Origin of the sequence: Prauserella endophytica (assembly GCF_005146945.1) — a bacterium.
Lineage (GTDB): Bacteria > Actinomycetota > Actinomycetes > Mycobacteriales > Pseudonocardiaceae > Prauserella_A > Prauserella_A endophytica.
Window position 1 is genome coordinate 363,238 of sequence record NZ_SWMS01000004.1, and the last position, 12,781, is coordinate 376,018.

Genomic DNA, 12,781 nt, shown 5'->3' on the forward strand with positions numbered 1-12,781 from the left:
GCGGGGGACTCAGCGTCTGGAGCGGGGGACTCGCGCGCCGGGGCGGGGGACTCGCGCGACGGAGCGGGGGACTCGCGCGCCGGGGCGGGGGACTCGCGGTCTGGAGCGGGGGACTCGCGATAGCTTGGAGCCATGCTGGTTCAGGCGGTGCCGCAGTGGCAGGGGGCCACGTGGGCGGGTGCGGACGTGCGGTTGCCCACTGGCTGCCGCGCGCTCGCGGCACTCGCGAGCGAGGTGCTGGGCGTACCGGCGCGTGAGGTACCCGTTGGCTCCGAGGGCACCTCCACTGTGGACAACATCGGCAACAAGTCCGCGCTGGTCGCCAATCGGCAGGCACAGCTCGCGGCGCTGGAGGAGCCCGAGGGGCCGGTGCTCACCCTCGGCGGCGACTGCGCCGTCGACCTGGTGCCCGTCGGCGTCGCTCGGTACCGCCACGGCCCGGGCCTCGGCATCGTCTGGTTCGACGCGCACGCCGACTCCAACACGCCCGCCTCGTCCCCGTCCGGTGCCTTCCACGGCATGGTCCTGCGCTCGCTGCTCGGCGACGGCGACCCCGATTTCGCCGCGAGCCCCCCACTCGCACCCGGTCACGCCGTGCTCGTCGGCACGCGCGCGTTCGACCCCGCCGAACGGCAGGCCGTCGCCGACGGGCTCCTTCGCCACGTGCCCGTTCCCTCCGAACCGGATGCGATCGCGGGCGCCGTAACCGATTCTGGCGCCACGAAGGTCTACCTTCACATCGACCTCGATGTGCTCGACCCGGCGGAACACGGCCCCCTCATGCACTACCACGAGCCCGGCGGACTGTCCGTCGAGCAGCTCGTCGCCGGAATCGAGAGCCTCGCGCGGTTCGACGTCGTCGGCGCGGCCATCACCGAATGCGCCGCGCCGCGGCGGCGGGACCTCGACGCATTGGTCCCGGTGCTCCAAGCGGTGAGCCGTCTACTGGCGGATTGACAACGCCATTCTTGTCACGACTGCAATAACCCCGCCCGGGAATTTGTCACCGCGCTTCGACGGCGCCGGTCCTTTGCGCCCACAGTGATACATTTCGAGCCCTTTTTTCGATGTGTCATCTGTCACCCCTCGATGACTGTGGGGAAGGAGCTGGTGACGACCGTGTCCGGGCGCGTACTAGACGAACCAGTGGAATCCGTTGCCCTGCCGGGCCGGCTCGCCGACATCATGAGGCCGGAGCTGGAAAGCGTGGCCGAGGAGATCGTCGCGGAGATCCGCGCACTGATCCCCGAGTACCGCCGCCCCATCGACGGACCGTACGGAAAGTCGATCAAAGCGGGGGTGAAGCACGCGATCACGTTGTTCGTCGAGCAGATCGCCGACCCGAGCGTGTCGAAGGAACACGCGCACGAGGTGCATCGAAGACTCGGGCAATACGAGATGCGCGAGGGCCGCAGCCTCGACACGCTGCAGGCCGCGTATCGCGTGGGAGCCCGGATCGCGTGGCGCCGCATTATGCGCGTCGGCCGACGCAGCGGCTTCTCCTCGGCTGTCATGTCCCAGCTGGCCGACTCGATGCTCGCGTTCATGGACGAGCTCGCCTCGGTGGCGCTCGACGGCTACCTCGAGGCCAAGGCCTGCTCCGCCGACGCACTGGAGACGTGGCGGCGCAGGTTGCTGCAGCTGATCCTGGAGCGGCCGCCCGCCCCCGCCGAAGCCATCGAGGAACTGGCCCAGCTCGTTGGGTGGGCGGTGCCGGAGGCGGCGACCCCGCTAGCCGTGCGCTCTCTGTACCGCGCGGGCACGCCCGCCCGCCCCGTGCTCGACCCCGACGTCCTCACCGAGCTGACCGGCCTCGAACCCCACCTGGTCGTGCCGGGTGAGCTGACACGTGAACGCATCGCCGTGCTCCAGGCCGCGCTGCCCGACTGCCGCCTCGCCGTCGGCACGTGCGTTCCGCTCGACGCCGTGGCGGACTCCCTTCGGTGGGCGCGCAAGGCGCTCACGCTCGTCGACGAGGGCGTGCTGCCGGCGCGGCGCGTGACGTGGGCGGACGACTGCCTGCCCACCTTGCTGCTGCACTCCGACGAGCTGCTGGTGCGACAGCTGCGCAGGCGCCTGCTCGCCGCGCTCGACGGGCACACCGCGAAGCAGCGTGAGCGGATGATCGAGACCCTGCGGGCGTGGCTCGACGCGCAGGGCAACGTGCTCGACGTCGCCGAGCGCCTCAACGTCCACCCACAGACCGTGCGTTACCGCATGCGGCAGCTGGAGTCGACGTTCGGCGACCGTATGCACGACCCGGACGCGCGGTTTGAGATGGAGCTGGCGTTGCGGACGGTGCGGTTGGCTCCGGCGCGGCTGTTGCCTGCCCAGCGTTCGCCTCGCTAGTGGGGTTGGGGTTCGTTCAGGACCGGGTGTCCGTTTTCGCGCGGGTGGTTGCCTGCTCGGCGTTCGCCCTGCTAGCGCGGCTCCAGTTCGATCACCACCCAGCGCTCGCCCTCGCGGCGGACGGACACGAGCAACTGGGCGGCGGCGGCACCGGGCGAGGCGCCTTCCCTCGTCGCCGACTGGTCGAGGAACACCAGCACCTCCGCGCTGTCGCCGGTCAGCGAGCGCACCGCGGAGTCGACCACCCGCGTGGTCACCGACAGCCGCTGCCCCGGCGCCTCCCTCCGCACCTGGGCGAAGAGCGCGTCGTAGCTGCCGCGCGCGTTGCCCCGCAACACCTCACTCGCCGCCTGCTCGGTCGCGGCGGTGTTCTCGTGCGTGTAGGTGAAGATCCGGTTCACGGCGTTCGTCACGGCCGCGGTGACCTCCGCCGTCGCCTCGGCGTCCACCACCGCGATGTTGCTCGCCGCCTCTCCGGAGCGCAGGCTGTTCGCCGCCGCGGTGAACCACGCGCCGAGCCCCGCCAGCAGTACCGCGGCCACGGCCAGCGCCAGGTGCCGCCGTCTCACGACACACCTCCCAGCGGCACCTGGTCGAGTGCGCTGAGCTTCCAGCCCCCGTCGGTGCGCCGCAGCTGCGCGCTGAAGCGGTTGCGGGTGGTGGCGGGCTCGGTGCCCTCCCGCGCGCTCGTGATCTCCACCGACACCAGCATCCTCGCCGTCCCGCCGTCGACATCGAGCTCGGCGACGGCCGCGTCGAGCACCTCCCCGGTCGCCACCGTGCGGCCCTGGCGCAACGTCTGCCTGGTCTGCTCCCCGGTCGCGGCGAGCTCGTCGCGCAGCGGTCCGGTCGACACGGCGAGCCAGCGGTCGATGCCCGCGTCCACGTCGTGGTAGTCGAGCGTGGTCACCTGCGCGACGTGCTCGCGCCCCGCGCGCAGCACCTCCTCGCGCACGGCACCGGCCGTCACCGCCTCGTCGCCCGCCGCGGAGAGCCACGTGTACCCGCCCCAGCTCGCGAAGGCCGTCGCGGCGGCGACGGCCGCGACGAGGCCCGCCGTCACTCGGTCAGCCACAGCAGATCCTCCAGCGTCGTCGACACAGAGGGCAGCGGCACCGGCAGGCCGCCTGGCACGGCGAGCTCGGGCACGCCTGCCGACGGCGCGTTCTGCGAGCCGCGCACGGAGCTGGGGTCGCCCCTCGGCAGGGTGCACGCGGCGGCGGTGTTGAACGGTGCCGGGCTCACGTCGTCGGCCGGACGCCGGTTGGTCCCCTCGTATCCCCGCACGCACGGCCGAGGGTCGAAGAACGTCAACGCGAGCGAGAGGTTGCCGCCGTCCGGGGTGATCGCGGTCGACGTCGCCGCCACCGCCTTCGGGGTCACCACGAAGAACTGCTCCATGCCCGCCGAGCGAGCCTCGAACAGGCGTGCCGTCGTGAGCAGGTTCGCCACGAGCACCGACAGGGCGGGATCGGTGTCCGCCAGCAGCCCGCTCAGCTGCGTCGCCGCCTGCGGAGCCGTGCCGATCAGCCGCCGCAGGTCGCCGTCGGCGGCCGCGAGCTCCTTGGCCAGCAGCACGGCGTTGTCCGCGAACGACCGCCACGCCTGCGAGGAGTCCGCCTGCGTGCGCAGCACCGTGGCCCCGTCGTCGATGAGCGCGGACGTCTGCGGCAGATGCTCGGCGGCCGTGCGCGTGAACGAGCTGGACGAGTCGAGCAGCACCTGCAGGCTCGGGCCCGCGCCCTGCATGGCGTCGTAGAACTCGTCCACCACCACTCGCAGCGACTCGGTGGGCACCGACTCGGTGAACGCCGACAGGTTCGCCAGCAGGTCCTCCACCGGCATCGGCAGCGTGGTCGCCTCGCGCGGGATGACGGCGCCGTCGGTCAGGAACGGCCCGCCTTCGGTGCGGGGCTGGAGGTCGACGTACTGCTCGCCGACCGCGGACCGGTTGGCTACCACCGCCTGCGAGTTGACCGGGATCGGCGGGGCGGACGATTCGATGACGAGGTCGGCCTCCATGCCGCCGTCGGTCAGCCGCATCTCGCCGACCCTGCCGACCGCGACGCCCCGGTACGTCACCTCGCCGCCCGTGAAGATGCCGCCGCCCTCGGACAGCTGGAGCCGCACGACGTGGCCGCCGTCGCCGAAGAGCCTGCCCAGTCCCGCGTAGTTCGCCCCGACGAACGCGACCGTGCCGAGCGCGACCAACACGAACGCGATCACCTGCATCCGGATCCTGGTGGTGAGCATCAGGGAGCACCCCCGTCGGTCGGCGGCACCGGCAGCGGCACCTTCGGCTCCGTGTAGCCCTCCCACGGCTCGACGTCGACGAACACGTTGAGGTAGTCGCCCTCGATGCCGTCGAGCACGGCGTCGGTGAACGGGAACGTCGGCAGGATCTCCAGCGCCTTCGGCAGGTCCTGGCCCGCGTCGGCGAGCCGGTCGAGCAGCGGAGCCAGCGCCTCCAGGTCTGCGACCAGGTCGTCGCGGCTGCGGTCGATCACGTCCACCGCGACGCCGGAGAGCTCGTCGAGCGACTGCAGCATCGTCACGAGCGCCGTGCGCTGCTCCGACAGCTCGCGCAGGCCGGGAGTGAGATCGTTGAGCGCGCCGGTGATCTGGTCCTCCCGCCCGGCCAGTGTGGACGCGAGCCGGTTCAGCCCGTCGAGAGCGCGCGTGATCTCGCCTCGGTGGGCGTCCAGGTTGGACACCAGCTGGTCCACCCCCGAGAGGAACGACTTGATCTCCTGCTCGTTGCCGCTCAGCACGTTGGACAGCTCGCGGTTGATCGTCTGCAACTGCCCGATACCGCCGCCGTTGAGCAGCAGCGACAGGGCGCCGAACACCTCCTCGATCTCCGGGTGCCGGTTGGTGCGCGACACCGGGATCAGCGCGCCGTCGGCCAGCCGCGCCCGCCGTTCGCCCGGTTCGGCGCGCGGGGAGGCCAGCTCCACGAACTTCTCGCCGAGCAGGCTCGACTGCCGGATGCTGGCGATCGCGTCGGCGGGCAGGTGCACGTCACCGTTGATCACGAGCACCGCCTGTGCGGTCCAGCCGTCCTCGCCTCCGAGGTCGATCGACTCGACGGTGCCCACGGGCACGTCGTTGACCTTCACCGCCGCGTGCGGCACGAGGTCGAGCACGTCGCGGAACTGCGCCGTGACCCGGTACGGGTGGTCGCCGACGTCGGCGCCGCCGGGCAGCGGCAGGTCGTAAACGCCGTCGAACTCGCCCGGCGCGCAGCCCGCGACGAGCACACCGGCGCAGACCGCCGCCACGAGGGCCCGGATCCTGTTCACCGTCACCCTCCCGTCCTCGGCAGCGGCAGGTACTCGAAGAGGTTCGCGCGGCCCTGCAGCGTCTGGCTGCGCGGATCGAACGTGTTGTACGCGTTCTCCACGGCCAGCGGAACGCCGTCGAGCGCCTCGGCCAGCTCCGCGCGGTGGTTCACCAGCAGCTGGGTGGTCTCGGCCAGCTTGCCGACATTGGACTGGAGGGCGGCTCGGTTGTCCCGGATGAAGCCCTGGATCTCGCCGAGTGCGACCCCGAGCGTGTGCAGCGCGGCGGACAGCTCCTCGCGGTCGGCCGAGAGCGTCTCCCACACCTGCGCGAGCTGGCCGGTGACCTGACGCACCTGGCCGTCGTTGCCTGCCAGCACGTCGGTGAAGCGGGCCAGTTCCTCGATGGTGGCGAACAGGTCGTCCTCCGATCCGGACAGCGTCCGCGAGAGGTCGGCGAAGTCGCGGATCGTCTGGTTGAGCGCGGAGCCGTTGCCGCGCAGGTTGTCGGCGCCGGTGTCGAGCAGGTCCGACAGCGCGCCGTCGGCGTTCGCTCCGTCCGGGCCCAGCGCGCTGACGAGGCTGTCGAGGCTCGCGTACAGCTCGTCCAGCTCCACGGGCGTGGCGGTGCGCTCGGCGGGGATCACGGCGCCGTCGGCGAGCCGGGGACCGCCGCGTGCGAGGGCGGGCAGCTGCACGTACCGGTCGGCGACCACGCTCGGCGCCACCACCACGGCGCCGGTGCCCTCCGCGACCGGGGCATCGGCCGCCAGGGTCAAGGTCACCTCCACCCGTTCGCCGCGCGGGGTCACCTGCTCGACCTGGCCGACTCGCACGCCGAGCACGCGCACGTCCGAGCCGGGGTAGACGCCCACCGCGCGGGAGAAGTACGCCGTGACGCGCTTGTCGCCGTCGTCGGCGAACACCCACCACAGCCCGGCCGCGAACGCAAAGCCCAGCACGAGCAGCACGGTGGTGACGCGGGTGAGCCGCAACCGCAGCCTGGTCGCCGTCACGAGCCACCTCCCGGGATGTCGCAGTACGGGCGTTTCTCGACGACGAGGCCGCACAGGTAGCTGTCGAGCCACCTTCCCGCGCCGATGGTGTTGTTCACGACGCGGAAGTACGGCGCGGCCAGCTCGAGGCTGCGATCGAGGTCTGCGGTGTGGCGCTGGAGGACGTCGGTGACCGTGCCGAGCCGCTGCAGCGCCGGCGTGAGCTGTTCGCGGTTGTCGGCGACGAGGCCGGAGATCTGCTCGGCGAGCCGCTGTGATCCGGTGAGCAGGTCGTGGATCGCGTCGCGGCGGTTGTGCAGCTCGGTCAGCAGCAGGTTGCCGTCCTGGATGAGCCGTTCGAACTCGTCACCCGAGTCGGCGAGGGTGCCCGAGATCGTGCGCGCGTTCGCCAGCAGGCCGGCGAGTTCGTCGTCGCGGGAGGCGATCGTGCGCGACAGCGCGGAGAGCCCGTCGAGCGCGGTGCGCACGTGCCGCGGCGAGCCCTCGAAGGTCTCCGACAGGGTGCGGAAGCTCTCGGCAAGCCGCGTGCTGTCGATCGCGCCCGCGGTGCTGGCGAGGCCCTCGAACGCCGTCGTCACGTCGTAGGGCGTGGTGGTGCGCTCCAGCGGGATCGGCACGTCCGGGTCCTGCACCGTGTCGCCGACCGGGTGCAGCGCGAGGAACTTCTGGCCCAGCAGGGTCTTGATCTTGATCTCGGCGGAGGTCTTGTCGCCCACCCACGTGTCCGAGACGCGGAAGGTGACGAGCACGCGGTCCTCGGCGAGGTCCACCTCGGTCACCTCGCCGACCTTGATGCCGGCCACGCGGACCTCGTTGCTGGGCTGCAGCCCCGCGGCCTCGTTGAACTCCGCCTGATAGGTCGTGCCCCCGCCGACGATCGGCAACGTCTCGTAGTTGATCACCGCGGCGACGACGGCGGCGATCGCGACCGTGCCGGCCACCCCGAGGGTGACCGGGTTGCGCTCGCGGAAGGACGTCATCGCGTGCACCTCTCGGGAGGAGGGTCGGGCGTGTAGCCCTGCGGCGGATCGGTGAGCAGCAGCCCCCGGCAGAGGTAGAAGTTCATCCAGGCGCCGTAGGAGCTGATGCGGCCCAGCTCGGTGAACTTCTCCGGCAGCGTGGTGAGGAAGCGGTCGAGCTCGGCCTCGCCGGTCTCGAGGTTCGCGGCGAGCCCGCCGAGCTCGGCGATGCTCTGCTTGAGCGGGGGTCTGGCCAGCTCGAACAGGCCTGCCGTCGCGTCGGTGAGCGTGCCCATGCCTTCGATGGCCTCGCCGATCGCCCTGCGGTCCCCTGCGAGTCCGCTCACGAGCCGCTGCAGCGTGGAGACCAAAGTGGACAGGGCGTCGCCCTCGGTGTTGATGGTGTCCAGCACCGAGTTGAGGTTGCGGATCACCTGCCCGATCACGCGGTCGCGGTCGGCGAGCGCCGAGGTCAGCGAGCCGGTGTGCGCGAGCAGGCTCTCGATCGTGCCGCCCTCGCCCTGCAACACCTGCACGATCTCGCCGGAGAGCCGGTTGACGTCGGCGGGGGAGAGCGCCTGGAACAGCGGCTGGAAGCCGTTGAACAGCTCGGTGAGGTCGAGTGCGGGCTTGGTGCGCTCCAGCGGGAGCTCGGAGCCGGGGGCGAGCGTGCCCTGCTCGCGCTCGGCTCCGCGCTCCAGTGCGATGTAGCGCTGGCCGACCATGTTGCGGTAGCGGATGGTCGCCGTGACGTCGGCGGGCAGCTCGCGCGTGCGGTCGACCGAGAACGTCACGAGCGCGAGGTGCTGGTCCACCACGGTGAGCTCGTCGACCTGGCCGATGCGCACGCCGGAGATGCGGACGTCGTCGCCGGGGTTGAGCGAGGTGGCGTCGACGAACCGGGCGCGGTAGGTGCTGCGGTCGCCGACGCTGGTGCCCGCGATCGACACGGCGAGCAGCGCCGTCGCGAGCCCGGTGACGAGCACGAAGATCAGGCCCTTGATGACGGGCCCGGCGATCTTCCTCATGGCGCCTCCCCGGTGACCGAGCCGGTACGCGCCGCCGCAGTGAAGGCCACCATGCCTGCGCCCGCCCGTCTCCCACCACCGCCCAAACGGAGGCGCGGCGCGCCGCTGTGTTGATCCAACGCAGTGAAGGTGGCCTTCACTGCGGTTGGTGGGGGCTTCACTTGAGCTCCACCTCCGTTCCCCGGTAGAGCGGGCCGACGAGCACGCTGCTCCACTCCGGCACCTGACCGGGCGGCAGGCCCAGCTCGGGAGCGAGCACGGTGGACAGCAGCTGTCGCTCCTGTGGCGAGTTCGGCAGCCCCAGATCGCCCGGGCTGCCCGGCAGCAGCGGGTGCGCGTCGGTTCCGGGCGCCGCGGCGGCGACGCCCTCCGTGGGCGGGACGCCGCTCGGGTAGCAGCGCGGGCCGCCGGTCTCGTCGTAGCCGGGGGTGTCCACACCGGGCACGTACTTGCCGCGCGACTGCGTGACCTCCGCCTCGAAGTGCAGCCCCGGCTCGTCGGTGCCCTTGCCGAGCACCTTTTCCATCGACGGCTTCAGCTCCGCGAGCGCCTTGAGTGTGCAGGGGAAGCTCGGCGAGTACCGCGCCGCCAGCTCCAGCGGTTCGCGGCTCGTGGCGGCGAGCTGGATGAGGTTGTGCTCATTCTCCCGCAGGAACCGCGTCACGTCGTGGGCGGCCGTGGTCACCTGGGCGTAGAGCAGGTCGAGGTCGGCGCCGCGTTCGGAGACGGTGCCGAGGGTCACGGCGGTGTCGGTGAGCGCGTCGAGCACGTCGGGTGCGATGTCGCCGTAGAGGCCGCTCACCTCGGCGAGGTCGCGGATGTTCTCGTTGAGCCGCGGCAGGTTGGGGTTGAACTCCTCCAGATACTCCGCCGCGGTCACCAGCGTGTCACCGAGCTGCTCGCCCCGGCCCTCCAGCGCCGTCGACACCGCCGTGAGCGTGCTCGCGAGCTTCTGCGGCTGCACGGCCTGCAACACGGGGAGCAGGTTGCCGAAGACGCGTTCCAGCTCGATCGCGTTGGCCGAGCGGTCCTGCGTGATCACGTCGCCCTCGGAGAGCGGGGGCTGAGCCGAGGAGTCCGGAATGGACAGCTGCACGTAGCGCTCCCCGAAGAGTGTCTTGGGGACGAGCAGCGCGGAGACGTCCTTGGGCAGCCTGCCGATGTGCTCGGGGTGGAGCGCGAGGCTGATCTCGGCGCCGTCGGTGACGCTGCGGATGCCGCGCACCTCGCCCACCACGACGCCGCGCGCCTTGACGTCGGAAGTCTCTCGCAGCTGGTTGCCGACGCGGTCGGTCTGCAACGTCACCATCACGGCGGGGGAGAAGTCCTTGTTGTAGATCTTCACCGACAGGGTCACGAACAGCGCCATCACGAGCAGGAAGACGACGCCCGCCGTCCGCACACCGAGCTTGCGCAGTACCGGCCGCGGTCTCATCCGGCCACCCGCACGGTGGTGGTGGCGCCCCAGATCGCCAGGCTGAGGAAGAAGTCGAGCACGCTGATCGCGACGATCGCCGTGCGCACGGCCCGGCCGACTGCCACGCCGACCCCCGCGGGTCCTCCACTCGCGCGGAAGCCGTAGTAGCAGTGGGTGAGCACCACGACGACGCTGAACAGCAGCACCTTGCCGAACGACCACAGCACGTCCTCTGGCGGCAGGAACAGCTCGAAGTAGTGGTCGTAGGTGCCCTCCGACTGGCCGAATGACCACACCGTGATCTGGCGCGACGCGACGTAGGAACTGAGCAGCCCGATGGCGTAGAGCGGGATGATCGCCACGAACCCGGCGATGATCCGTGTGGTCACGAGGTACGGCACGCTCGGCACACCCATCACCTCGAGCGCGTCGATCTCCTCGGATATCCGCATCGCGCCGAGCTGTGCGGTGAACCCGCAGCCGACCGTCGCGGACAAGGCGAGCCCCGCCACGAGCGGCGCGATCTCGCGCGTGTTGAAGTAGGCGGAGATGAATCCGGCGAACGCGGCGGTTCCCACCTGGCTGAGCGCGGTGTAGCCCTGCATGCCAACGACCACGCCGGTGAACATGGTCATGCCGATCATCACGCCGACCGTGCCGCCGATCACGGCGAGCGCCCCGCTGCCGAAACTCACCTCGGCGAGCAGGCGGACGATCTCGCGGACGTAGCGGCGCAGCGCGCGCGGGATCCACGCGATCGCGCGCAGGAAGAACAGGATCGCGTCGCCGAGGGTGTCGAGGAAGCGGAACCGGCGGTCCACCGACTCCAGTACCCGGTTGGGGCTGCTCACCATGAGTGGATCACATTCCCTTCGGCGGCACGAGTTGCAGGTACAGCGCGGTGAGCACCACGTTGGTGAGGAACAGCAGCAGGAAAGTGATCACCACCGACTGGTTCACGGCGTCGCCGACGCCCTTCGGCCCGGCCGCGGGGTTGAGCCCCCGGTAGGCGGCCACCACGCCGGCGATGAAGCCGAAGATCAGCGCCTTCAGCTCGCTGATCCACAGGTCCGGAAGCTGCGCCAGCGCCGAGAAGCTGGCGAGGTAGGCGCCGGGGGTGCCGTCCTGCATGACGACGTTGAAGAAGTAGCCGCCCAGCACGCCGACGACGCTGACCATGCCGTTGAGGAACACCGCCACGGCCATCGCGGCCAGCACCCTCGGCACGATGAGCCGCTGGATGGGGGAGACCCCGAGCACCTCCATGGCGTCGATCTCCTCGCGGATGGTGCGCGAGCCGAGGTCGGCGCACATCGCCGAGCCGCCGGCGCCCGCGATCAGCAGGGCCGTGACGATGGGGCTGGCCTGCTGGATGATCGCGAGCACGCTCGCCGCGCCGGTGAACGACTGCGCGCCGATCTGGTTGGTCAGCGAGCCCACGTGCAGCGCGATCACGCCGCCGAAGGGGATCGCGACCAGCGCCGTCGGCAGGATCGACACGCTCGCGATGAACCAGAACTGCTGCACGAACTCGCGGAACTGGAACGGACGCCGGGGCAGGTAGCGCAGGACGTCCAGGGCCAGCGCGTAGAGCCGGCCTGTCTGCCGGATCGCGGCGGCGCCGGGGAAAGACGTCATCGGCGTGCTCCAGGAATTGCGTTCTCATTCTTCTCGCGTTTATTACCGGTCGGTACGTTAATCAGGGCCCGTGTGCTCGGGCAAGGCAGATCGCGGCATCCGCCGGTCACGTCCTGGTAACCGGGGAAAAATTGTCGCCAACGGATAGATTTTCGCGCTGGGTTTGTGCTCTGATGCGCAAAACTCCCGGCGTGCCGAAAGGGGCATCGTGTGCTGCTCCGAACGGCGCAGCTTGTGGTGACATGACAGGAGAATCCTCACCTTTGCGACACCTGTGACAAGAAACCGAGGCCGGTTTCACGGACCGTTGCCGAGCCTTGGGTGCGCTCGTAACATACTCGCCAGTAGCGTGCTGGACCGCAAACTCACGAAATGGAGTTCTGCCCTATGTCACGTCGTTCTCTGGCAAATTCGGGTGGTGTTCGAAGAAGGGGTTTCACCACCGTTTTCCGGGCGGCCGGGGTCGCCGCCGCCGTGCTGGTGGCCACGGTGCTCGGTGCCACGCCGGCCTCCGCGGCGACGTTCACCGTGAACTACCCCGTGACCGGTGAGTCCGTGGTCGCCAAGACGGGGAGCACGCTGGAACTCGGTCCCGGCACACTGTCCACAACGGTCACCACCCGCACCGGCGGCGCCGACCTGACGGGCACGCTCCAGCTGCCGCCGTCGCAGGCGAGTTTTTCCATGGCCGGGTTCATCCCCGTACGCGCCACCGTGACGATCATCCCGACGACTCCGGTCACGGGCACGCTCGTGCAGGGTGTGGTGAACGCGCACGCCGAGGCGTACATCCAGCTCAGCAACATCTGGGTCGCGGGCGTGTTCTACACGCCGGTGGGCAAGGAATGCCGCACGGAACAGCCGGTGTCGATCGACATGGTGTCGGAGAACAACTTCACCGTTTTCAACGGCGGCACCGTTTCCGGCACCTACACGATTCCGGACTTCGACAACTGCACGATCTTCTCGTGGCTGCTCAGCTCGCTGGTCTCCGGACCGGACAACACGATCAGCCTCGACCTCGGCAGGCCGGTCACGCAGACCTGAGCCATAACGCCGATGTCGCCGCCGTCCCCTGGCACACCGGGGGCGG

At 70.4% G+C, this 12,781-nt stretch carries 13 protein-coding genes; 3 read left to right on the forward strand and 10 right to left on the reverse strand.

The genetic code is table 11. The features are described from left to right. The first annotated feature begins 132 nt into the window (after positions 1–132). The gene (locus FCN18_RS10875; RefSeq protein WP_137094744.1) at positions 133–957 is read left to right on the forward strand and encodes an arginase family protein; all 825 of its coding nucleotides are present in this window, start codon (positions 133–135) and stop codon (positions 955–957) included. A 162-nt stretch (positions 958–1,119) separates the two neighbouring features. Continuing rightward, positions 1,120–2,349 (forward strand): PucR family transcriptional regulator, encoded by a 1,230-nt coding sequence (locus FCN18_RS10880; RefSeq protein WP_228713865.1) that lies wholly within the window; start codon positions 1,120–1,122, stop codon positions 2,347–2,349. 71 nt (positions 2,350–2,420) lie between these two features. Here the strand turns inward: FCN18_RS10880 and FCN18_RS10885 are convergent, their stop codons facing one another. The 10 genes from FCN18_RS10885 to FCN18_RS10930 all read right to left on the reverse strand — a co-directional run bounded on the left by FCN18_RS10885 (position 2,421) and on the right by FCN18_RS10930 (position 11,688). After that, the gene (locus FCN18_RS10885; RefSeq protein ID WP_137094748.1) at positions 2,421–2,918 is read right to left on the reverse strand and encodes a hypothetical protein; all 498 of its coding nucleotides are present in this window, start codon (positions 2,916–2,918) and stop codon (positions 2,421–2,423) included. Then, entirely contained in the window at positions 2,915–3,424 is a 510-nt protein-coding gene (locus tag FCN18_RS10890) for a hypothetical protein (protein ID WP_137094751.1), read from the reverse strand. Before FCN18_RS10890 ends, FCN18_RS10885 begins: the two co-directional genes overlap by 4 nt. After that, positions 3,409–4,602 carry an MCE family protein gene (locus FCN18_RS10895; RefSeq protein WP_137094753.1) on the reverse strand — a complete coding sequence of 398 codons (1,194 nt, stop codon included), beginning with the start codon at positions 4,600–4,602 and terminating at the stop codon, positions 3,409–3,411. The genes FCN18_RS10890 and FCN18_RS10895 overlap by 16 nt, the downstream gene beginning before the upstream one ends. After that, positions 4,602–5,651: an MCE family protein gene (locus tag FCN18_RS10900; RefSeq protein ID WP_228713866.1), complete on the reverse strand. Its 1,050-nt coding sequence runs from the start codon at positions 5,649–5,651 to the stop codon at positions 4,602–4,604. The genes FCN18_RS10895 and FCN18_RS10900 overlap by 1 nt, the downstream gene beginning before the upstream one ends. Before the next feature lie 2 nt (positions 5,652–5,653). Further along, positions 5,654–6,646, reverse strand: a complete 993-nt coding sequence (locus tag FCN18_RS10905) for an MCE family protein (RefSeq protein ID WP_137094756.1) — start codon at positions 6,644–6,646, stop codon at positions 5,654–5,656. Next, a complete protein-coding gene (locus FCN18_RS10910; RefSeq protein WP_137094758.1) occupies positions 6,643–7,626 on the reverse strand; it encodes an MCE family protein in 984 nt (327 codons plus the stop codon). Before FCN18_RS10910 ends, FCN18_RS10905 begins: the two co-directional genes overlap by 4 nt. After that, on the reverse strand, positions 7,623–8,633 hold the full coding sequence (locus FCN18_RS10915; protein WP_137094760.1) for an MCE family protein: 1,011 nt from the start codon (positions 8,631–8,633) through the stop codon (positions 7,623–7,625). Before FCN18_RS10915 ends, FCN18_RS10910 begins: the two co-directional genes overlap by 4 nt. A gap of 157 nt (positions 8,634–8,790) precedes the next feature. Beyond that, positions 8,791–10,068 (reverse strand): MCE family protein, encoded by a 1,278-nt coding sequence (locus FCN18_RS10920; protein WP_137094762.1) that lies wholly within the window; start codon positions 10,066–10,068, stop codon positions 8,791–8,793. Continuing rightward, positions 10,065–10,904: an MlaE family ABC transporter permease gene (locus FCN18_RS10925; RefSeq protein WP_113642313.1), complete on the reverse strand. Its 840-nt coding sequence runs from the start codon at positions 10,902–10,904 to the stop codon at positions 10,065–10,067. Before FCN18_RS10925 ends, FCN18_RS10920 begins: the two co-directional genes overlap by 4 nt. A 7-nt stretch (positions 10,905–10,911) precedes the next feature. Beyond that, on the reverse strand, positions 10,912–11,688 hold the full coding sequence (locus tag FCN18_RS10930; protein WP_113642314.1) for an MlaE family ABC transporter permease: 777 nt from the start codon (positions 11,686–11,688) through the stop codon (positions 10,912–10,914). 387 nt (positions 11,689–12,075) lie between these two features. Between FCN18_RS10930 and FCN18_RS10935 the strand changes: the two genes are divergently transcribed. Further along, a complete protein-coding gene (locus tag FCN18_RS10935) occupies positions 12,076–12,735 on the forward strand; it encodes a hypothetical protein (protein ID WP_228713851.1) in 660 nt (219 codons plus the stop codon). The last annotated feature ends 46 nt before the right edge of the window (positions 12,736–12,781 follow it).